This is a genomic window from Streptomyces sp. NPDC002276 (assembly GCF_053891435.1).
Map to the genome: position 1 here is coordinate 301,490 of NZ_JBSFCQ010000008.1, position 22,209 is coordinate 323,698.

Annotated in this window: 16 protein-coding genes; 12 read left to right on the top strand and 4 right to left on the bottom strand. The window is 68.0% G+C overall.

Annotated features, from left to right (window positions below; all coding sequences use genetic code 11):
• The first annotated feature begins 73 nt into the window (after nt 1-73).
• Entirely contained in the window at nt 74-1,105 is a 1,032-nt protein-coding gene (locus tag ACWIHT_RS22460; RefSeq protein ID WP_456169933.1) for an alanine racemase, read from the top strand.
• 81 nt (nt 1,106-1,186) lie between these two features.
• Here ACWIHT_RS22460 and ACWIHT_RS22465 read toward each other — a convergent pair whose 3' ends face one another.
• Nucleotides 1,187-2,695, bottom strand: coding sequence for a glycosyltransferase family 87 protein (locus ACWIHT_RS22465; RefSeq protein WP_456169934.1), 1,509 nt, complete (start codon nt 2,693-2,695; stop codon nt 1,187-1,189).
• Between the two features lie 128 nt (nt 2,696-2,823).
• Nucleotides 2,824-5,070, bottom strand: coding sequence for a transglycosylase domain-containing protein (locus tag ACWIHT_RS22470; RefSeq protein WP_456170060.1), 2,247 nt, complete (start codon nt 5,068-5,070; stop codon nt 2,824-2,826).
• 741 nt (nt 5,071-5,811) lie between these two features.
• On the opposite strand from ACWIHT_RS22470, the gene ACWIHT_RS22475 reads away from it, so the two are divergent.
• The 4 genes from ACWIHT_RS22475 (at nt 5,812) to ACWIHT_RS22490 (ending at nt 9,642) form a co-directional block, all read left to right on the top strand.
• Entirely contained in the window at nt 5,812-6,498 is a 687-nt protein-coding gene (locus ACWIHT_RS22475; RefSeq protein ID WP_456169936.1) for a helix-turn-helix transcriptional regulator, read from the top strand.
• A 44-nt stretch (nt 6,499-6,542) separates the two neighbouring features.
• Nucleotides 6,543-7,625, top strand: coding sequence for an inositol-3-phosphate synthase (locus tag ACWIHT_RS22480; protein WP_456169937.1), 1,083 nt, complete (start codon nt 6,543-6,545; stop codon nt 7,623-7,625).
• A 75-nt stretch (nt 7,626-7,700) separates the two neighbouring features.
• Nucleotides 7,701-8,978 (top strand): MFS transporter, encoded by a 1,278-nt coding sequence (locus ACWIHT_RS22485; protein WP_456169938.1) that lies wholly within the window; start codon nt 7,701-7,703, stop codon nt 8,976-8,978.
• A gap of 121 nt (nt 8,979-9,099) precedes the next feature.
• Complete coding sequence (locus ACWIHT_RS22490; RefSeq protein WP_456169939.1) at nt 9,100-9,642, top strand: LppU/SCO3897 family protein; 543 nt, start codon at nt 9,100-9,102, stop codon at nt 9,640-9,642.
• A gap of 103 nt (nt 9,643-9,745) precedes the next feature.
• Here ACWIHT_RS22490 and ACWIHT_RS22495 read toward each other — a convergent pair whose 3' ends face one another.
• On the bottom strand, nt 9,746-11,212 hold the full coding sequence (locus ACWIHT_RS22495) for a CCA tRNA nucleotidyltransferase (protein WP_456169940.1): 1,467 nt from the start codon (nt 11,210-11,212) through the stop codon (nt 9,746-9,748).
• Between the two features lie 258 nt (nt 11,213-11,470).
• On the opposite strand from ACWIHT_RS22495, the gene ACWIHT_RS22500 reads away from it, so the two are divergent.
• The 7 genes from ACWIHT_RS22500 (at nt 11,471) to trxA (ending at nt 21,218) form a co-directional block, all read left to right on the top strand.
• Nucleotides 11,471-13,879 (top strand): DUF6049 family protein, encoded by a 2,409-nt coding sequence (locus tag ACWIHT_RS22500; protein ID WP_456169942.1) that lies wholly within the window; start codon nt 11,471-11,473, stop codon nt 13,877-13,879.
• Between the two features lie 46 nt (nt 13,880-13,925).
• On the top strand, nt 13,926-16,178 hold the full coding sequence (gene murJ, locus ACWIHT_RS22505) for a murein biosynthesis integral membrane protein MurJ (RefSeq protein ID WP_456169943.1): 2,253 nt from the start codon (nt 13,926-13,928) through the stop codon (nt 16,176-16,178).
• 118 nt (nt 16,179-16,296) lie between these two features.
• Nucleotides 16,297-18,015, top strand: a complete 1,719-nt coding sequence (locus ACWIHT_RS22510; RefSeq protein WP_456169944.1) for a serine/threonine protein kinase — start codon at nt 16,297-16,299, stop codon at nt 18,013-18,015.
• A gap of 27 nt (nt 18,016-18,042) precedes the next feature.
• On the top strand, nt 18,043-18,768 hold the full coding sequence (sigM, locus tag ACWIHT_RS22515; RefSeq protein ID WP_456169945.1) for an RNA polymerase sigma factor SigM: 726 nt from the start codon (nt 18,043-18,045) through the stop codon (nt 18,766-18,768).
• Nucleotides 18,765-19,703, top strand: a complete 939-nt coding sequence (locus ACWIHT_RS22520; protein ID WP_456169946.1) for an anti-sigma factor family protein — start codon at nt 18,765-18,767, stop codon at nt 19,701-19,703. The genes sigM and ACWIHT_RS22520 overlap by 4 nt, the downstream gene beginning before the upstream one ends.
• A gap of 171 nt (nt 19,704-19,874) precedes the next feature.
• Nucleotides 19,875-20,843, top strand: coding sequence for a thioredoxin-disulfide reductase (trxB, locus tag ACWIHT_RS22525; RefSeq protein ID WP_456169947.1), 969 nt, complete (start codon nt 19,875-19,877; stop codon nt 20,841-20,843).
• 42 nt (nt 20,844-20,885) lie between these two features.
• Entirely contained in the window at nt 20,886-21,218 is a 333-nt protein-coding gene (gene trxA / locus ACWIHT_RS22530) for a thioredoxin (protein ID WP_456169948.1), read from the top strand.
• Nucleotides 21,219-21,301: 83 nt separating this feature from the next.
• Here trxA and ACWIHT_RS22535 read toward each other — a convergent pair whose 3' ends face one another.
• Complete coding sequence (locus ACWIHT_RS22535) at nt 21,302-21,919, bottom strand: N-acetyltransferase family protein (RefSeq protein WP_456169949.1); 618 nt, start codon at nt 21,917-21,919, stop codon at nt 21,302-21,304.
• Nucleotides 21,920-22,209 lie beyond the last annotated feature (290 nt).

The window sequence follows — 22,209 nt, forward strand, 5'->3', positions numbered from 1 at the left end:
CTCGCTTCGATAGCGTCGACAGTTCTCACACTCCTGATACACCGCAGCCACCCGAAAGGTTCCAGGTCCGGCCATGGCGCTCACGCTCTACGTCGACACTGCGCGCTGGCGGGCGCATCACAAGCACGTGGCCGAGCAGTTCCCGGGGCTCGTCCCGGTCTGCAAGGGCAACGGCTACGGCTTCGGGCACGAGCGGCTCGCGGAGGAGGCGACGCGTCTGGGCGCGGACGTCCTCGCCGTCGGCACGACGTACGAGGCCGCCCGGATCAAGGACTGGTTCGGGGGCGACCTGCTGGTGCTGACGCCGTACCGCCGCGGCGAGGAGCCCGTTCCGCTGCCGGACCGGGTGATCCGCTCGGTGTCGTCCATCGACGGTGTGTACGGCCTCGTGGGCGCCCGTGTGGTGATCGAGGTGATGTCCTCGATGAAGCGGCACGGCGTCAGCGAGCAGGAACTGCCGCAGCTGCACTCGGCCATAGAGAACGTCCGCCTGGAGGGCTTCGCCATCCACCTCCCGCTGGACCGCACCGACGGCTCGGACGCCGTCGAGGAGGTCATCGGCTGGATGGACCGGCTGCGGGCCGCGCGGCTGCCGCTGCACACGATGTTCGTCAGCCACCTCAAGGCCGAGGAACTCGCCCGGCTTCAGCAGCAGTTCCCGCAGACCCGCTTCCGCGCCCGCATCGGCACCCGGTTGTGGCTGGGGGACCACGAGGCCACCCAGTACCGCGGGGCGGTCCTGGACGTCACCCGGGTCTCCAAGGGCGACCGCTTCGGCTACCGGCAGCAGAAGGCGGCGTCGGACGGCTATCTGGTGGTCGTGGCGGGCGGTACGTCGCACGGGGTGGGCCTGGAGGCCCCCAAGGCGTTGCACGGCGTCATGCCGCGCGCCAAGGGCGTCGCCCGCGCCGGCCTGGCCACGGTGAACCGGAACCTTTCCCCGTTCGTCTGGGACGCCAAGCAGCGCTGGTTCGCCGAGCCCCCGCACATGCAGGTCTCGATCCTGTTCGTGCCCTCGGAAGCGGCCGAGCCGAAGGTCGGCGAGGAGCTGGTGGCCCATCTGCGGCACACCACAACCCAGTTCGACCGCATCGTCGATCGCTGAGCCTCCCCGGAACATCCGAAAGGCCGTACACGGAACCTTCCGCGTACGGCCTTTCGCATGCCCTGGCCAGGCCCTGTTCGCTCAGAGCGAACGGTCGGCCATCCCGTCGCCGCCCCATTCCACCTGCGGTCCGTCGAAGGGGGCCGCATGCCGTCCCGGACGGGCCGCGGCTCCGAACACGAACACGTCCTCCGCCCGGTCGAGCACCCCGCCCGAGGGGTCGTCGTCGCCCGCCAGGCGCACCACGTCCCGCTCCGGCATGAGGATGTCGCGCACGATCACGGCGCACAGGTAGAGCGTGCCCAGGAGGTGCAGACCGATGGCCCAGTGATAGCCGTCGGTCGGCAGGCCCTTGTGGGCGTCTCCGCTGGTCGTGTACGCGAGGTACATCCAGATCCCCAGGAAGTACGCCACCTCGCACACCTGCCAGATCAGGAAGTCCCGCCACTTCGGGCGGGCCAGCACGGCCAGCGGGACCAGCCACAGCACGTACTGCGGCGAATAGACCTTGTTGGTCAGGATGAACGCCGCGACGATCAGGAAGGCCAGCTGGGCGAAGCGCGGCCGGCGGGGAGCGGTCAGCGTGAGCGCCGCGATGGCTCCACAGCACAGGAGCATCAGCAGCGTGGCGAACGTGTTGACGGTGTCGGTGCTGAGCGGATCGGTGGAGTTCTGGGCCAGGATCAGCCAGAACGACCCGAAGTCGACGCCCCGTTCCTGGCTGAACGTGTAGAACTTCGACCAGCCGTCGAAGGCGAAGAGCATCACCGGCAGGTTCACCGCCAGCCAGGCGACGGCGGTTCCGCCGAACGCCTTCCCGAAGTCCCGCCACTTGCCCGCGCGCCAGCACAGCAGGAACAGCGGGCCGAGGAGAAAGACGGGATACAGCTTGGCGGCCGTGGCAAGGCCCAAGAGGACGCCGAAAGCGAGGGATCGGCCCCGGGACCACATCAGCATCGCCGAGGCCGTCAGAGCGACGGCCAGCAGGTCCCAGTTGATCGTGGCGGTGAGCGCGAAGGCGGGCGCCAGGGCGACCAGCAGTCCGTCCCAGGGCCGGCGGGCGTGCGTACGGCTGACGCATACGACGATGACGGCCGCGCACACCATCAGCATCCCGGCGTTGACCATCCAGTACCACTGTTCCTGGTGCTGGATGCTGCCGCTGCCCGGTGTGAGCCAGGCGGCCACTTCCATGAACACACCGGTCAGCACCGGGTATTCGAGGTACTGCATGTCGCCGGGGAGCTTGTCGAAGTACGGGACGAGCCCGTCGGCGAAGCCGCGCCCCTGGTAGAGGTGCGGGATGTCCGAGTAGCACGCGTGCGTGTACTGCGAACTCGCGCCGAAGAACCAACCGCTGGTGTAGCAGGGCGCCTTCTGGACCAGGCCGAGGGCGAACATACCGATCGCCACCAGCGCGATGACCCGTACGGGAGTCCACCAGGACGTCCCGAGGAGGGCGCGTCGGCCGATGGGGCCACCGATCAGTTCGCTACCGGCGGCGGCGACCTGGTCAACCTTGGTCGGCTTTACCGGATCCGGCTCGTGCACGCTCGTGGGCGTCAGTTCTGCACTGGGCATGGGGCACATCCTGCCGTACACACCTAGGAGTACGCCGAGGGCCGCCGCAACCCGATGGTTGCGGCGGCCCCTGTTTCACGTGAAACACCCCGTGTTGGATGTTTCACGTGAAACACCCATCACGGACGGTTTGGCGGCTAACCGGTTGAGCCTCCGAAGATGCCCCCATTGCCGTTGCCGTTATTGGTGCCGCTGGACTCCGTCGCAGTAGCGGTGTCCGTCGGTGTGGACGTCGTGCCTCCGTCGGTGCCGCCATCGTCACTGCACTGCTGGCTGAACCGGCAGGACTCGGATGCCGATGGCGTCGAACTCGGCGTCTCACTGGGCGTCGAACTCGGCGTCTCACTGGGCGTCTCGCTCGGCGTCACCACGGGCGTCGGAGAGGGAGACGGTGCGCCGTCCTCGTTCTGGACCTTGTCGATCTTGGTGGCGTCCGGGAAGCCCAGGTCGGACTTGCCCTTGAGCGCGGCCTCCATGTACTCGGTCCACACCGATGTCGGGATGTCACCACCATGGATGGACGGCACACCCGCCGTACCGTTCATGGAGAGCAGTTTGGCATCCGTGGGGTTCTCCCTGAACATCGCGATCGACGTCGAGAGCTGCTGGGTGTAGCCGACGAACCAGGCCGACTTGTTGCTGTCGGTGGTACCGGTCTTGCCGGCCGCCGTGCGGCCCAGAGCCTTGGCGTTCTTGGCGGTACCGTTCTGGATGACGTTCTCCAGGGTGTTCGTGACGTTGTTCGCCACGTTCTCCGGCATCGCCTGCTTGACCGCCGGCTTGGAGAAGCCGGTCACCGGCTGTCCGTCGCGCTTGACGGCGGTCACCGAGTACGGGTCCGCCTGCTTGCCCGAGGCGGCGAACGTCGCGTAGGCGTCGGCCATGCGGATCGCACTGGGTGTGGCCGTACCGATGGCGAACGACGCGTTCAGGCTCTGCTTCATGCTGTCGGGCAGGATGCCGGACGCCTGAGCGACATCGCGTACGCGCGTGAGTCCCACATCCATGCCCAACTGCACGTACGGCGTGTTGATGGACTGCTCCATCGCCTTGCGCAGCGAGATGTAACCCCAGGGGTAGTTGCTCTCGTTGTTCTGGTAGAAGATCGAGTTGTCCTTGTTCAGGACGTACGTGCCGTCCTGGTTTCTGACCTTGAGATGGTCGTCGCCGTTGTACTTGCTCAGCGGCGAGATACCGACGCCGTCGGTCTTGTACGTGCCGTACTCCATGGCGGCGGCGAGCACGAACGGCTTCCAGGTCGATCCCACGGGGACGCCCGAGGTGTCGGCGTTGTTGGTGAAGTGGCCGTTCTCGTAGCCGTCACCGCCGTAGAGGGCGACGATCGCCCCGTCCTTGGGCACCACCGACGCCGCGCCGAACTGGACGTACTTGTCCAGGTCGCGCTTCTTCGGATCGATCCGGTCCTTCTGGATCTTCTTCACGGCCGCGCTCAGCGCGTTGACCTTGTCCTTCTGGAAGGTCGTGTAGATCTGGAAGCCGCCCTGGTCGAACTCGGTCTGCGAGATGTTCGAGTGGTTCAGGACGTACTTCTTGGCCGTGTCGACCAGGTAGCTGATCTGGCCGGTCATGCCCTTGGTCGCCTTCAGGCCCTGGGGCGTGGGGTACTTCTTGATGGCTGTCTGGTACTCGGCGTCCGTGATGCGCTTGTCGTCGTGCATCTGCTCAAGGATCCAGCTCCAGCGGGCCTCGGAGCGCTTGCGGTTGGCGGCGGGAGTCGCCGCGGAGTCGATGTTCGTGGCGCCGATCGGGTCGTAGTACGTCGGGCCCTTCAACAGGGCGGCCAGGAAGGCGCATTGGCTGGGCGTCAGCTTGACCGCGTCCACGCCGTAGTAGGTCTGCGCGGCGGCCTGTATGCCGTAGGCGCCGCGGCCGTAGTACGAGGTGTTCAGGTAGCCCTGGAGGACCTGCTCCTTGCTGAGCGACGTCCCCACCTTGATGGAGATGAACATCTCCTTGAACTTACGGCTGACCGTCTGTTCCTGGCTCAGGTAGGTGTTCTTGACGAACTGCTGGGTGATCGTCGAACCACCCTGCGTCTGACCGCCCCGGGCCATGTTGACCAGGGCCCGGGCGATACCCATGGGGTCGACGCCCGAGTCCGTGTAGAAGCTCTTGTTCTCGGCCGAGATCACCGACCACTGCATGGCCTTGGGGATCTGGTCGATGGTGATGTTCTGACGGTTCGCACCGGTGCCCGTGGCGACCATCTGGTCGCCGTTGGCCCAGTAGTAGACGTTGTTCTGCGACTTGGCGGCGGTGTTCTCGCTGGGGATGCTGACCATCGCGTAGCCGACACCGACCGCGGCCACGAGGCTGCCGAAGAACAACAGGCACAGGCCGGAGACAAGCCGCCAGGAGGGCATCCAGCGGCGCCATCCGTACTTGTCGAAGCGCGGATAGTCGATGAACCTCTTCTTGCCGGGCGCGGGACCGCGTCCTCTGCCCCGGCCCGGCCCGTTCGGGCCACTGGGACCGCGGCCTGCGGGCTCGGCCCCTCTACGACGGCCGCCGCCTCTCTGCGTGGCCCGACGGGCTTCGGCACGGCTGCCGTACTGGCGGTCGTCACCCCCCGCGTCGGCGGGGTTGGACCCATAGGAATCGGATGGAGACCCGGTGGTGGCGCCTCGCGGTGCCGCGCGGCGGCCGGAGGTCGGTCCGGACTGGCCGCGTCGGTCCGCGGCACGTCCGCCTCCCTGCGGCTGCGGCGGTTTGCGACGGTGCTCGCTCATCGAACGATTACTCCTCGGGCAGGCGCACCCGTGCGCGCCTGGAAACGGCGGCTGGTTTCCGGTCCCCCCGAAGTACGGATGTGGTCGGTTCTGCATTCATCCGTACCGCACCGGGGACGTTGACGCCCCCACGCGTCACTTGGTTCCCGGTGGTGTGCATGCCGCACAGACTACGCACCGTCAAAACCTGCTTAGCCCCGAAGTTCACCCCAAATCAGGCAACTTGCTTCCAACGAATCAGTGATGTGACGCCGCTCACCATCTCCCCACTTGTCGCATCCGGAAGGCCGTTCTATCGTCTGGATGTATCGAGTCGATACATCAGCTCGGCATAAAGACCGTCACGGTCGGACCGCGGACAGGGAGGAGGCGACGATGAGCCGGCGCTCCGGCATCCTTGAGTTCGCCATCCTCGGCCTGCTCCGTGAATCCCCGATGCACGGCTACGAGCTGCGGAAACGACTCAACACATCACTGGGTGTGTTCCGTGCGTTCAGCTACGGGACGCTCTATCCCTGCCTCAAGACGCTGGTCGCCAACGGCTGGTTGATCGAGGAGGCGGGGAACACTCCTGAGGACGCCCTCACGGCCACACTCGCGGGGCGTCGCGCCAAGATCGTCTACCGGTTGACGGCGGAAGGTAAGGAGCACTTCGAGGAGCTGCTCTCGCAGACGGGGCCCGACGCGTACGAGGACGAACATTTCGCCGCTCGTTTCGCCTTTTTCGGGCAGACGTCACGCGACGTACGCATGCGCGTACTGGAGGGCCGCCGCAGCCGGCTGGAGGAGCGTCTGGAGAAGATGCGTGCCTCCCTGGCGCGGACCCGGGAGCGCCTCGACGACTACACCCTTGAGCTCCAGCGCCACGGAATGGAGTCCGTGGAGCGCGAAGTGCGCTGGCTGAACGAGCTCATCGAGAGTGAGCGGGCCGGACGTGACCTGAAGGGTCCCGTTCCGGACGGCACCGCTCAGCAGGACAGCACATCTGGGGAGTCGGGCGGCCTGCCCCGGCTCGGGGGTGCCACCCCCGGGCCGGATCCGTCCGATGACACCACCACATGAGGTCCAGTCAGGGCCTCACCTCGCACACACAGGGAGCAACCGGAATGGGTTCGGTTCGCGTAGCCATCGTCGGCGTGGGCAACTGCGCCGCCTCACTGGTACAGGGCGTCGAGTACTACAAGGACGCCGATCCGGCGGCCAAGGTCCCGGGTCTGATGCACGTCCAGTTCGGCGAGTACCACGTCGGTGACGTCGAGTTCGTGGCCGCCTTCGACGTCGACGCGAAGAAGGTCGGCCTCGACCTCTCCGACGCCATCGGTGCCAGCGAGAACAACACCATCAAGATCTGCGACGTCCCGAACAAGGGCGTCACGGTCCAGCGCGGCCACACTCTCGACGGCCTGGGCAAGTACTACCGCATGACGATCGAGGAGTCCGACGAGACCCCGGTCGACGTGGTCCAGATCCTCAGGGACAAGCAGGTCGACGTCCTGATCTGCTACCTGCCCGTCGGCTCCGAGGACGCGGCGAAGTTCTACGCCCAGTGCGCCATCGACGCCAAGGTCGCCTTCGTCAACGCCCTCCCGGTCTTCATCGCCGGCACCAAGGAGTGGGCGGACAAGTTCACCGAGGCTGGCGTCCCGATCGTCGGCGACGACATCAAGTCGCAGGTCGGCGCCACCATCACGCACCGTGTGATGGCGAAGCTGTTCGAGGACCGCGGTGTCCGCCTTGAGCGCACGATGCAGCTCAACGTCGGCGGCAACATGGACTTCAAGAACATGCTGGAGCGCGACCGCCTGGAGTCCAAGAAGATCTCGAAGACGCAGGCCGTCACCTCGCAGATCCCGGACCGCGACCTGGGCGAGAAGAACGTCCACATCGGCCCGTCGGACTACGTCCAGTGGCTCGACGACCGCAAGTGGGCCTACGTCCGCCTCGAAGGCCGTGCCTTCGGCGACGTCCCGCTGAACCTGGAGTACAAGCTGGAGGTCTGGGACTCCCCGAACTCCGCTGGTGTCATCATCGACGCGCTGCGCGCCGCGAAGATCGCCAAGGACCGCGGCATCGGCGGCCCGATCCTCTCGGCGTCGAGCTACTTCATGAAGTCCCCGCCGGTCCAGTACTTCGACGACGAGGCCTACGCGAACGTCGAGAAGTTCATCAAGGGCGAGGTCGAGCGCTAGGACCTGCTGGTTCGGTCGTCGAGGGTCCCCGGGGCATTCCGCCCGGGGACCCTCCTCGTATGTGAGGCTGTGCCCATGGCCGTCGTCCATGACCTGCGCGTCCTTCTGCGCTTCCAGGGCTTCCGGCGCCTGCTCGCCGTACGGCTCCTCTCCCAGGGCGCGGACGGCGTCTACCAGGTCGCACTCGCCGCCTACGTCGTCTTCTCCCCGGAGAAACAGACCTCGGCCGGCTCGATCGCCTCCGCGATGGCGGTCCTGCTCCTCCCGTACTCCCTCGTCGGCCCCTTCGCCGGCGTCCTCCTGGACCGCTGGCGCCGCCGCCAGGTCTTCCTCTACGGCAACCTGCTGCGCGCCCTGCTGGCCGCGCTGACGGCCGTCCTGATGGTGAGCCACGTCCCGGACTGGCTCTTCTACGTCTCCGCGCTGTGCGTCACCGCCGTCAACCGCTTCGTCCTCGCCGGCCTGTCCGCCGCGCTCCCTCGCGTGGTCGACGACGAGCGGCTCGTCCTCGCCAACTCCCTTTCCCCAACGGCCGGAACACTGGCGGCGACCGCGGGCGGCGGCCTCGCCTTCGCCGTCCGGCTGCTGGTCGCGGACACCGACGCCACGGTGGTCCTGCTGGGCGCCGCCCTGTATCTGTGCGCGGCCCTCACCTCCTTGCGCATGGCCCCCGAACTCCTCGGCCCGGACTTCGCGTTGACCCGCCCCCGACTGGCAACCGCCCTCGCCGGCACCGCCCGGGACCTCAACGCTGCGTTACGGCATCTCGCCGCACCGCAGCGCCGGGAGGCCGTCCGGGCTCTCCTCGCGATGACACTGATGCGCTTCTGCTACGGCGCTCTGACGGTCCTGCTGCTGATGCTCTGCCGGTACGCCCTGTCGTCGACCCCGGACGACGGACTGCGCCTGCTGGGGCTGGCGTTGGGGGTCTCCGGCGCGGGCTTCTTCGTGGCGGCCGTGGTGACACCCTGGGCCGCCGGGCGACTGGGCCCCGGCCGCTGGATCGCCGTGTGCGCCGCGGGCGCCGCGGTCCTCGAACCGGCCCTCGGCCTCCCGTTCAGCACCGCCCCGATGCTGGCGGCGGCCTTCGTCCTGGGCCTGACCACACAGGGCGCGAAGATCGCCACGGACACGATCGTGCAGTTCTTGGTGGCCGACGGCTTCCGCGGCCGGATCTTCTCCGTCTACGACGTGCTGTTCAACGTCGCTTTCGTCGGCGCGGCGGCGATGGCCGCCCTGCTGCTGCCACCGGACGGCCGCTCGGTGACGCTGGTGGTCACGGTCGCCGTTATCTACTCGGCGGTTGCTGCGGCTATGGCCCGCTTTGAGCGCCGGAAAGTGTCACATCACTGACACGGAGTCGATCCGGGTCACAGCGGTGTCAGTGGGTGCCGGTAACTTACGTGCGTCTTACTTCGCACCATGCCGCGTGCCCATGCCGCGGCATGCGCCCACGTTCCAGGGGGGACCCCGAATGACAACTCCGCCGCCTCAGGGCCCGAACCCATACGCCCAGGGTCAGCAGCCCTACGGCCAGCCTCAGCAGCAGGCCCCGTACCCGCCGCAGGACCAAGCCCCGTACCCGCCCCAGGGCGGCTACCCGCAGCAGCCCGGTCAGCCCGGATTCCCGCCCCAGGGTGCTGCCCCGTACGCCCCGGCCCCGCCGCAGCCGAAGCGCCGGTTCAGCCCCAAGCTGATCCGGCTCGCCATCATCATCGTGATAGGTATCGGCGCCGCCATCTACGGCGTCATATCGAGCCAGAACGACGCCGACACGGCGAAGGTCGGCGACTGCATGCACCGCGGCAGCACCAGCGACACCAACCCGGACCTTGAGGTCGTGAAGTGCAGCGACACGAAGGCCCAGTACACGGTGCTGGCCAAGATCAGCGGCAAGTACTCCGCGAGCGAGGCCGACGCCAAGTGCTCGGCAGCCGCGAAGGACTTCCAGTACTCGTACACCGAGAGCGGTGACGGCAGCGACTTCCTGCTCTGCCTGAAGGACTACAAGAAGTAAGGCAGTTGCAGTGCGGGGCGGTGTCTCATGTTTCACGTGAAACACCGCCCCTGATGCTGTCCGGGGTCATGTTTCACGTGAAACATGACCCCGTTCCAAGGCCTCAGCTCTCCGAGGCCCACCACTCCTTGAGTGCGGCCACCGCCGCCTCATGCTCCATCGGCCCGTTCTCCAGCCGCAGTTCCAGCAGGAACTTGTAAGCGCGACCAATCACCGGCCCCGGCGTGACGCCCAGGATCTCCATGATCTGGTTGCCGTCGAGGTCGGGACGGATCGAGTCCAGCTCCTCCTGCTCCTGAAGCTGCGCGATCCGTTCTTCCAGCCCGTCATACGCACGGGACAGTGCGGCGGCCCTGCGCTTGTTCCGTGTGGTGCAGTCCGACCGGGTCAGCTTGTGGAGTCGGCCGAGGAGCGGGCCGGCGTCACGGACGTAGCGCCGGACGGCCGAGTCGGTCCACTCGCCGGTGCCGTAGCCGTGGAAACGCAGGTGGAGTTCGACGAGACGTGAGACGTCCTTCACCAGCTCGTTGGAGTACTTGAGCGCCAGCATGCGTTTCTTGGTCATCTTCGCGCCGACCACCTCGTGGTGGTGGAACGAGACCCGGCCGTCGTTCTCGAAACGGCGGGTGCGCGGCTTGCCGATGTCGTGCAGCAGCGCGGCCAGCCGGAGGGTCAGGTCGGGACCGTTCTCCTCCAGTTCGATCGCCTGCTCCAGCACGATCAGCGTGTGTTCGTAGACGTCCTTGTGTCGGTGGTGCTCGTCGCTCTCCAGGCGCAGGGCGGGCAGCTCGGGCAGGACATGGTCGGCGAGACCAGTGTCGACGAGCAGTGTCAGGCCCTTGCGGGGGTGTGCGGAGAGGATCAGCTTGTTCAGCTCGTCGCGCACCCGTTCGGCCGAGACGATCTCGATCCGCCCGGACATCTCCTTCATCGCCGTGACGACCTCGGGGGCGACCTCGAAGTCGAGCTGCGCGGCGAAGCGGGCCGCCCGCATCATCCGCAGGGGATCGTCCGAGAAGGACGCCTCGGGAGTACCCGGGGTACGCAGCACGCCGGCGGCGAGGTCACCGAGACCGCCGTGCGGGTCGATGAACTCCTTCTCCGGGAGTGCGACAGCCATCGCGTTCACCGTGAAGTCGCGCCGGACGAGGTCCTCGTCGATGGAGTCGCCGTACGACACCTCAGGCTTGCGCGAGGTCCGGTCGTACGCCTCCGACCGATAGGTGGTCACCTCGATCTGGAAGCGCCGGTCGACGTCTCCGACGCGGGCGTCCTTCTGCACCCCCACCGTCCCGAAGGCGATCCCGACCTCCCACACGGCGTCTGCCCACGGACGGACGATCTTCAGTACGTCCTCGGGCCGCGCGTCCGTCGTGAAGTCCAGGTCATTGCCGAGCCGGCCTAGCAACGCGTCGCGGACCGAGCCGCCGACCAGGGCGAGGGAGAACCCGGCCTCCTGGAAACGGCGGGCGAGGTCGTCGGCGACGGGAGCCACCCGCAGCAGTTCGCGCACCGCGCGCTGCTGCACCTGGCTCAGGGCACTGGGGTTGTCTTCGTTGGCGTTCGGCACAACAGAAAAGGGTACGTGGCCCGGGCGACCGTGAGCGCCTCCATTAAACGTCCACGGATGCATCCGTGGATACCTGTGCAAACACGGCCCTTGTGACGTACCTGAGTTCCCCCCTTTATACGTGCATATACAGGACTCATCGATATCGATCTGCGATCTTGTGGAGCAGTCCGCGGCACTTCCCCTCAGCGGGCATCGTTACCATGCGTGGACGCACATTGCGACGACCACTGACGATGACGAGGGACGGGCGAGCGCGTGGCCGAGGCGGCAGACTTCCAGGGGACGTGTCCCTCACCTGCCCGCCGGTGGCTGCGGCGCACCGGCGCACTGCTCGCCGGGGCGCCTCTGCTGGCCGGCCTCCTCCAGATGTCCGTCGCCGCGCCCGCCGGTGCCACCGAGCAGACCTCCGCGCGGGCCGCCTCCGGTTCGCAGACGGTGTCCGTCTCCGTGGACACACTCACCCCCGGCATCCCCACGGACGGCGACACCCTGACCGTCTCCGGGACGGTGACGAACAACGGCAAGCAGGCGGTCACCGACGCCCACGTGGGCCTGCGCCTGGGACAGGCGCTGAGCACCCGCTCGGCGATCGACACCGTCGCCCGGCGCACCGACTTCCTCCAGGGTGTCGACGGCTCGGAGATCGACGACAAGTACACACAGAAGTTCTCCAAGCTCACTCCGGGCGTCGCCGAACCCTTCACCCTCTCCGTGCCGGTCGACAAACTGGACCTCGGCGACGACGGCGTCTACCCGCTCGGTGTCTCGCTCTCCGGTCAGACCTCCGCCCAGCCGTGGGACCAGGTGCTGGGCATCCAGCGGACGTTCCTGCCGTGGCAGCCCGACGACGCGGACACGAAGACGAAGACGAAGACGACGTATCTGTGGCCGCTCGTCTCCAGCGTCCACATGACGGCACAGACGGGTTCCAACGAACAGCAGACGCCGGTCTTCCTCAACGACGACCTCGCCAAGGAGATCGCCCCGGGCGGTCGGCTCGACCAGATGCTGTCCCTGGGCAAGGACCTCGACGTCACCTGGGTGATCGACCCCGACCTGCTGGCCTCCGTCGACGCGATGACCCGCAGCTACAAGATCCAGGGCGACGGCGACACCACCACGACCGGCACCCACCAGGCGGTCGCCAAGGCGTGGCTGGCCGCGCTCCAGTCCGCGGTGGCGGGCAAGGAGGTCGTAGCCCTCCCCTTCGCCGATCCGGACCTGGCGTCCCTCGCCCACAACGGCACCAGCGTCACCGGCTCGCTGAGCCACCTCAAGGACGCCACGGACGTCGCCGCGACCACCGTGGAAACAGTGCTCCACGTGACACCGACCACCGACTTCGCGTGGCCGGTGAGCGGCGCCGTGGACCCGTCGATCATCAAGGTCGCCACCTCGGCGGGCGCCGACAAGGTGATCGCCCGCAGTGACAGCCTCCAGGAGACCGGCGGCCTGCCGTACACGCCCTCCGCGGCCCGGCCCATCGGTGGCGGTACGACGGCGGTGGTCGCCGACGCGCGCCTCTCGACGGCGTTCGAGGGCGATCTGACGAAGGCCGGGGCGGCCACGCTCGCCGAGCAGCAGTTCCTGGCCCAGAGCCTGACGCTCGACCTCCAGACGGACAAGCAGCGCAGCATCGTCGTCGCCCCGCAGCGCATGCCGACCGCGAGCCAGGCCCAGGCGATGGCCGAGGCAGTGACGACCCTTCAGGGCAGCACCTGGACCGAGTCGCAGGATCTCGCCGCGGCGGCCAAGGCCAAGCCGGACCCGGGTGCCACCACGAAGATCCCGTCGTCCTCCAGGTACCCCTCCTCGCTGCGCAAGCAGGAGCTGCCGAGGTCGGCCTTCGAGGAGATCGCGACCACTCAGGACAAGCTGGACAACTTCCAGGTGATCCTCAGCAACGAGTCCCGCGTGGTGACCCCCTTCGGGCGGGCCATGAACCGCGAGATGTCCACGTCGTGGCGCGGAAGGGCCGGTGAGGCGGAGAACTTCCGCCAGAGCGTGCTGGGCTATCTCGACGACCTCACCGATCAGGTCAAACTGATCGACAAGTCCGAGACCAAACTCTCGGGCCGCAGCGCCACGATCCCCGTGACCGTGCAGAACAACCTCGTGCAGGGCGTCGACCACCTGATCCTCCGCCTCACCTCGACGAACCCCACGCGCCTCAAGATCGGCGGCGAGGCCTACACGGAGCAGCGGGTCACGGTCAACGGCGGGCACAGCCAGTCCGTGAAGTTCACCACGACGGCCAACGCCAACGGCAAGGTCGAGGTGGTCGCCCAGCTGTACACGGAGGACGGCCAGCAGTACGGGCAGGCCGTCCGGTTCGACGTGAAGGTCACCGAGGTCACGGCCACCGTCATGCTGGTCATCGGCGGCGGTGTCCTGCTGCTCGTCCTGGCCGGCTTCCGGATGTACACCCACCGCAAGCGCGCCGTCGCCCGCCAGGCCGAGGAGGAGGGCCCCGAGGGGCCCGACGACGGGGCGGCCGAGGATCCCGACGGGCCGGAGAGCCCCGAGGGCCCCCAGGACCGTCTCACGGAGGAGTCCGGCACTCCGTCCCGGGCAGACGACCCGGAGCAGCCGAGTGACCCGACACCGGACACCGCACCGGAAAGCGCCGACCCGTCCGGCACGGGTGAGAGAGTGGACCGTTGAGCGATGTCGTGGCCGGTGGGCCCGGGGACGATGAGGTGGGGTAACCATGAACGCGCCGTACGACGGTGACCGCGGTCAGGGCGCGGGCGGCTCGGGCTACCCCGAGGGCCCGCCGCCCGAACACGGCCAGGTGCCGCCGCAGCCCCCCGCGGACATGTACCTCCAGGACGCCTACGACCAGGACCCCTACCGGGCGCAGGACCTCTCCGCCCAGGACCCGGTCGCCGAGGCGCTCTACGACCGCGCCGCCCACCCCCCGCCGCCTCCGGGCACGTACCAGCCGCAGCCCCCGCTCTACGCCCAGCCACCCCAGTCCCCGTACGCCCCCGACCCTCGGGTGTGGGCGCAGACCCCGGCGCCCGAGCCCGAGGGTCCGACCCAGTATCTGCCCTACGGCGACGACGCGCGCACGACCCGGTTCGTGGGCGTCGACGACCTGGTGACCGGGGCCGGCGAGGACTATCAGGAGCCGGACGCCTTCGCCCATCTCTTCCGGGACCAGGGACAGGGCGGCGGACGCCCGTCGATGGATCCCCCGGCGGTCCCCGGTCCGTCCCCGGCACCGCCCTCGGGCCAGGCGCCCGTCGCGCCGTCCCCGGCGCCGATGTCCGACGCCACGATGCAGCTCACCCCGACGGCACCCGCGCCGTCGGCCGCTCCCAAGAAGGCCGGGAAGGCCGGCGGGCTCCTGAAGTCGAGTGCCGTGATGGCGGCGGGCACGATGGTGTCCCGGCTGACCGGCTTCGTCCGCTCCGCGCTGATCGTCTCGGCCCTCGGTGTCGGCCTGCTCGGTGACACCTTCCAGGTCGCCTACCAGCTGCCGACGATGATCTACATCCTGACCGTCGGCGGCGGGCTCAACTCCGTCTTCGTGCCGCAGCTCGTGCGCGCCATGAAGGAGGACGAGGACGGCGGCGAGGCGTTCGCCAACCGGCTGCTGACCCTGGTGATGGTGGCGCTGGGCGCCCTGACCGCGCTCGCGGTCTTCGCGGCCCCCCTCCTGGTCCGCCTGCTGTCGGTGAAGGTCGCCAACGACCCGGCCGCCAACGAGGTCGCCGTCACCTTCACCCGCTACTTCCTGCCCTCGATCTTCTTCATGGGCATCCATGTGGTGATGGGCCAGATCCTCAACGCGCGCGGCAAGTTCGGCGCGATGATGTGGACCCCGGTCCTGAACAACGTCGTCATCATCGTGACGCTCGGCATGTTCATCTGGGTCTACGGCAGCGCGGCGAACTCCGGTATGCAGGTCACGACGATCCCGCCGGAGGGGCAACGGCTCCTCGGCATCGGGGTTCTCCTCGGTCTCGTCGTCCAGTCCCTCGCGATGATCCCGTATCTCCGGGAGACCGGTTTCCGGCTGCGGCTGCGCTTCGACTGGAAGGGTCACGGCCTCGGCAAGGCCGCGATGCTCGCCAAGTGGACGGTCCTGTTCGTCCTGGCCAACCAGGCGGGCGCGCTGGTCGTCACCCAGCTCTCCACGGCCGCGGGCAACGACACGAAGGTCGACGGCACCGGTTTCGCCGCCTACGCCAACGCCCAGCTGATCTGGGGTCTGCCGCAGGCGATCATCACCGTGTCCCTGATGGCCGCCCTGCTGCCGCGCATCTCGCGCTCGGCCGCCGAGGGTGACGGAGGCGCCGTCCGCGACGACATCTCGCAGGGCCTGCGGACCACGGCCGTCGCGATCGTGCCCGTCGCCTTCGGCTTCCTGGCGCTCGGCATCCCGATCTGCACCCTCATCTTCGGCTCCTCCGGCACCAGTTCAGCCACGAACATGGGCTTCATGCTGATGGCCTTCGCCCTCGGCCTGATCCCGTACTCGGTGCAGTACGTCGTCCTGCGCGCCTTCTACGCCTACGAGGACACCCGGACGCCCTTCTACAACACCGTCATCGTCGCCGCGGTCAACGCGGGCGCCTCGGCGGTCTGTTACTTCGTGCTCCCGGCCCGCTGGGCCGTGGTCGGCATGTCGGCCTCGTACGGCCTCGCGTACGCGACCGGTGTCGGTGTCGCCTGGAACCGGCTGCGCAAGCGGCTCAACGGCGACCTGGACGGCGCTCGGGTGCTGCGGACGTACGCTCGGCTCTGCATCGCCTCGGTGCCGGCCGCACTGCTCAGTGGTGCCGCCTGCTACGGGATCGGACATACGCTCGGCCAGGGTGTCGTCGGCTCGTTCGCCGCGCTTCTGGTGGGCGGTGCCGTACTGCTCGGAGTCTTCTATGTCGCCGCACGTCGCATGCGTATCGAGGAGCTCAACTCCCTCGTCGGCATGGTGCGCGGGCGCTTGGGGCGCTGAGGCGGAGGCACATGCACAACCATCGGCCGCCCCTGTGTGTCGTGCATAGCGGCAGACTGTGGGCACAATTGGTTTCGGCGTCGGACAGCGTGCAACGGATGGGGAGGCAGGAGCGGCGGTGGCGGAACGGAGCACGGCTGCCGTCGACGTGGCAGACAACAGCGGCGACGAGCCGCTGACCGCCAAGGCGGACCAGTCCACGGCCGACGGGGTGGCCCAGAACCCGGAGCGGGACACGGACAGCGACGAGGCACAGGGGAGTGGCGGGATCGAGGAAACCGAGAAGGCCTCACCTCCCGAACTGCACAGCGGGCACAAGCTCGCCAGACGCTATCGCCTCGAAGAGTGCGTCACCCGTCTGGACGGCTTCAGCAGTTGGCGCGCGGTGGACGAGAAACTCCGCCGTGCCGTCGGTGTGCACATCCTGCCCGCGGACCATGCGCGGGCCCGCTCGGTGCTGGCCGCGGCCCGCTCCTCGGCGCTGCTGGGTGATCCCCGTTTCGTCCAGGTCCTGGACGCCGTGGAGGAGAACGACCTCGTCTACGTCGTGCACGAATGGCTGCCCGACGCCACGGAACTGACGGCGCTTCTGGCGCCCGCCCCGCTGGAAGCACACGACGCCTACCAGATGGTCAGCCAGATCGCCTCGGCCATGGCCGCCGCCCACCGCGAGGGCCTCGCCCATCTGCGCCTGAACCCGAACGCCGTGCTGCGCACCTCGTCCGGCCAGTGGCGCATCCGGGGCCTGGCCGTCAACGCCGCGCTGCGGGGCATCAGTTCGGACACCCCGCAGCGCACGGACACGGAGGCGATCGGCGCCCTGCTGTACGCCGCGCTCACCCAGCGCTGGCCGTACGAGAGCGACGCCTACGGCCTGTCCGGGCTACCCAAGGGCGTCGGTCTCATCGCCCCCGACCAGGTGCGCGCGGGTGTCCACCGGGGTCTCTCGGAGCTCGCCATGCGCGCGCTCGCCAACGACGGTGCCACGGCCTCCCGGCACGAATCGGCGTGCACCACTCCGGAGGAACTGGTGAAGGCGATCGGCGAGATGCCCCGCATCCGCCCGCCGGAGCCCGCGTTCACCGCGCCTCCCGAATACCAGCGCACGACCTACCAACAGGGCACGTACGGCCGCCCCGCGCCGCGTCCCGGTGCCACCCAGGCGATGCCGGCCCCGCCGCCCCCACTACAGAGCCGCACCGGCAAGGCACTCAAGTGGGCCGTGTCCGCGCTGCTGATCGCCGCACTGGGCCTGGGCAGTTGGCAGCTCGCGGACGCTCTGATGGATCAGGGCAACAAGTCCGACGACACCAAGCAGACGCAGCCGACGGACGGGAACGACAAGAGCGGCGGCAAGACCAAGCCGGTCGCGGCCATAACGATCGAGGGCGCGAAGGAGTACGTCGCGAGCGGGGACGCCCAGGCACCGGACGACGTCGCCAAGACGTACGACGGTGACAGCACCACCTACTGGCGGACCAAGCGCTACAACTCCGGCCCGAAACTGGCGCCGTACAAGCCCGGCGTAGGTATCGTCTACGACCTCGGCTCGGCCAAAAAGATCTCGGCCGCTTCGATAGGGCTCCGCTACACCGGCAACCACACCACGATCCATCTCTACGCCACCGACTCGCTGACCCCCTCAACAGGAGTCGACGACATGACCGAGATCGGAACCGCCACCACCAGCGGAACCTCTCTCACGGTGAAGGCGACGAAGTCGCTGAAGACGCAGTACGTACTGCTGTGGATCACCGATGTGCCGATGGCGCCCAGCGACGGCTACAGCGGTGCCGGCTACAAGCAGGCCATCACCGACGTGAAGTTCACGGGCTGACGTCTCACCGGAGGGGGAGGGGGTCCGATGGCGGAAGGCGCCGGACACGACGGCACGAGCGATCAGGACCTGCTCGCCCGTCATGTCGAAGGCGACCCGGACGCCTTCGGTGAGCTCGTACGGCGTCACAGGGACCGTCTCTGGGCCGTGGCCCTCCGCACGCTGGGCGACCGCGAGGAGGCCGCGGACGCCGTCCAGGACGCCCTGGTCTCCGCCTACCGGGCCGCCCACACCTTCCGCGGTCAGTCGGCCGTCACGACCTGGCTGCACCGGATCACCGTGAACGCCTGCCTTGACCGCGCCCGCAAGGCCGCCTCCAGGAAGACGTCCCCGGTCGACGACACCGAGCGCCTCGAACAGCTCCTGGAACCGCACGAGTCGGCCGCCGCCCCTGCGGAACGCAACGACCTGCACCGCCAACTGCTGGAAGCCCTGGGCACCCTCCCGCCCGACCAGCGCGCCGCCCTCGTCCTCGTGGACATGCAGGGCTACCCGGTCGCGGAGGCCGCCCGCATTCTCGATGTTCCGACGGGCACGGTGAAGAGCCGCTGCGCCCGCGGTAGAGCCAGACTGCTTCCGCTCCTCACCCATCTGCGGCCGGAAAGAGCCGCTGACGACGAGGAACCGGGCGCACGACGGAACCGGGCGCAGGGGACATCCGTCCCACCGGCAGCGGGACCGCGCGAATCGGGTCCCAGGGATACAGGGCCGAGCGATTCAGCTGCTGTGAAGGGCGGAGGTGGGCGAGCGTGACATCCACGACGGACACGGCCGGGCACCCGGACGTCGCGGAGATCTCCGACCTCACCGAGGGCCTCCTCCCGCCGTCCCGCACGACTGAGGTACGACAGCATCTGGACGAGTGCGAGCTCTGTGCCGATGTCCATGACTCCTTGGAGGAGATCCGGGGACTGCTGGGCACACTGCCCGGCCCCCTGACGATGCCCGCAGAGATCGCGACCCGTATCGACGCGGCCCTCGCCGCGGAGGCTCTGCTTGGCGCCACGACCCCTGAGACCCTGGCCGTGCCGACCTTGGTGAGCGCGTCCCGATCGGTGTCCGGCGAGGACACGGGGACGCATGTTTCACGTGAAACATCGCTTCCATCGGACCGCCCGTCAGGACGTGCGCATGCGGCGACCGGTCCCGGACGCAAGGACCGGAGTCGCAGCGGTCGTCGCGGGAGGATCGTCCTGGGAGCCGTGTTCACCGCGGCCGTTCTCGGAGCAGGTTCCCTGTTCCTCCAGTCGCTGGGGGACCACAAGACGTCCGAGGCGGGTCATGGGAACCCGACCAGTGCCGCGGACACGTTCTCGAAGGGGAAGCTGGAGAGCGAGGTCTCGGATCTGCTGTCCACCAGGACGGCCACGAGTCAAGGCACCAGCGGCAGCGGTCGGCCCTATAAAGCCGAAACCGTACCCGGCAACGGAGAGCCGTCCACCAAGACGCTCATCCAGCCTTCGGATCCCATCCCTACCTGCATCAGGCAGGGCATCAACCGTGGCAACGAGGATGTCCTCGGTTCCAAACAAGGCACCTACGACGGAACCGCCGTCTATCTCGTGGTGCTGCCCGACGCTTCCGACAACAGCCGGGTCACGGCTTACATCGTCGACGCGGCCTGTGTCGGTGGGCAGACATCCACCCCTGGCAAGGTCCTTCTGACGCAGTCGTACGCGCATCCCTGACTCCGGACGTCTCATCGCCGGCCAGCGTGGTACTTCCCTCCTGTATGCCGTCTCCGTGTGCCCGGACACACCGGGAATGCGGGCCCCGTAGGATCCGTTGGGTGGGGTGGAGGCTCTGACAGGGGCTCCCACCGGTCGTACTGACGCAGTCCAGAGACGAGGAACCAAGCCGTGAGCGACGTCCGAAACGTGATCATCATCGGCTCCGGGCCTGCCGGCTACACGGCGGCGCTCTACACCGCGCGCGCGTCGCTGAAGCCGCTGGTGTTCGAGGGCGCCGTCACCGCCGGTGGCGCGCTGATGAACACCACCGAGGTCGAGAACTTCCCGGGCTTCCAGGACGGCATCATGGGCCCCGAGCTCATGGACAACATGCGCGCCCAGGCCGAGCGCTTCGGCGCCGAGCTGATCCCGGACGACGTGGTCTCCGTCGACCTGACCGGTGAGATCAAGACCGTCACGGACACCTCCGGCACCGTGCACAAGGCGAAGGCCGTCATCGTCACCACCGGCTCGCAGCACCGCAAGCTGGGCCTGCCGAACGAGGACGCGCTCTCCGGCCGGGGTGTCTCCTGGTGTGCCACCTGTGACGGCTTCTTCTTCAAGGACCAGGACATCGCCGTCATCGGCGGCGGTGACACTGCGATGGAGGAAGCGACCTTCCTCTCCCGCTTCGCCAAGTCCGTGACGATCGTCCACCGCCGGGACAGCCTGCGTGCCTCCAAGGCGATGCAGGAACGCGCCTTCGCCGACCCGAAGATCAAGTTCGTCTGGGACAGCGAAGTCGCCGAGATCGAGGGCGACCCGAAGCTGGCCGGCCTCAAGCTGCGCAACCTGAAGACCGGGGAACTCTCCGACCTCGCGGTGACGGGCCTGTTCATCGCGATCGGCCACGACCCCCGCACGGAGCTCTTCAAGGGCCAGCTGGACCTGGACGGCGAGGGCTACCTCAAGGTCGAGGCGCCCTCGACCCGCACCAACGCGACCGGTGTCTTCGGCGCCGGTGACGTCGTCGACCACACCTACCGCCAGGCGATCACCGCCGCCGGTACCGGCTGCTCCGCGGCTCTCGACGCCGAGCGTTTCCTCTCCGCCCTCGCGGACGAGGAGAAGGCAGAGCCCGCGAAGACCACCGTCTGACCCCCATCCGCCCCACCGCACGATCAAGTTAAGGAGCCCGCCGTGGCCGGCACTCTGAAGAATGTGACCGACGATTCCTTCGAGCAGGACGTCCTCAAGAGCGACAAGCCCGTCCTCGTGGACTTCTGGGCCGCCTGGTGCGGTCCGTGCCGTCAGATCGCTCCGTCTCTCGAAGCCATCGCCGCCGAGTACGGCGACAAGATCGAGATCGTCAAGCTCAACATCGACGAGAACCCGGGTACGGCTGCCAAGTACGGCGTGATGTCCATCCCGACCCTGAACGTCTACCAGGACGGCGAGGTCGCCAAGACCATCGTCGGTGCGAAGCCGAAGGCCGCGATCGTCCGCGACCTTGAGGACTTCATCTCCGAGTGATGTTTCACGTGAAACATGGATGGGCCGACTCCCCGGAGTCGGCCCATTTGCTTTGAAGTGGTCCCCAGCTGTCCTGGCTGCTTCTAGAGCGGTCGCAGGGCTGGTTCCTTCTGTACGGCCCCCAAGAGCCGGTCGAGCGCCAGCTCCACGTCTTCCTTCCAGGAGAGCGTTGTACGCAGCTCCAGCCGCATTCGCGGATGGGCGGGATGCGGGCGGACCGTCTTGAAGCCCACCGCGAGCAGATGATCGGCGGGCAGTATGCAGGCAGGCTCATTCCAGTGGGTGTCACCGAAGGCCTCGATCGCCTTGAAGCCCCGTCGCAGCAGGTCCTTGGCGACCGTCTGCACCATGACCCGGCCCAGCCCCTGTCCCTGATAGCCCGGCATGATGAACGCCGTCATCAGCTGCACAGCGTCCGGCGAGACAGGGCTCGTGGAAAACGCCGTAGAACGAGGAACGTAGGCGGGGGGCGCGTAGAGGACGAAGCCCACCGGCACGTCATCGATGTAGACGACCCGCCCGCAGGAGCCCCAGTCCAGTAGGACGGCGGAGATCCAGGCTTCCTTCTCCAGGGCTGTCGTGCCCGCTTTTACCGCGGCCTGGCCTCTGACGGGGTCCAGCTCCCAGAAGACGCACGACCGGCAACGCTGGGGAATATCCGGGAGGTTGTCCAACGTGAGCGGTACGAGCCGACGCCCCATGAAGGCTGATCCTCGCTTCCTTCGCCCGCAGCGTCGCGGGCGGCTGTCAGAGCGCTGCGTTCCCTGAGCAGACTGCCGACGAACCCGCCGACCGCCCCCAGGCCCAGACCCGCGCTCACCAGTCCGGTGCGGCTCACCGTTCGCATGGCCCCTGCCTCCCCTAAGAGGTGCTGCCAGGTGGATGCGCCATACCCGAACGCATCGTATCCATGATGCGATTGCATCGATACCGACAGAAAGCAAAGAGCGGGCCGTGTTCCGGTACACACCGGACACGGCCCGCTCCGCAG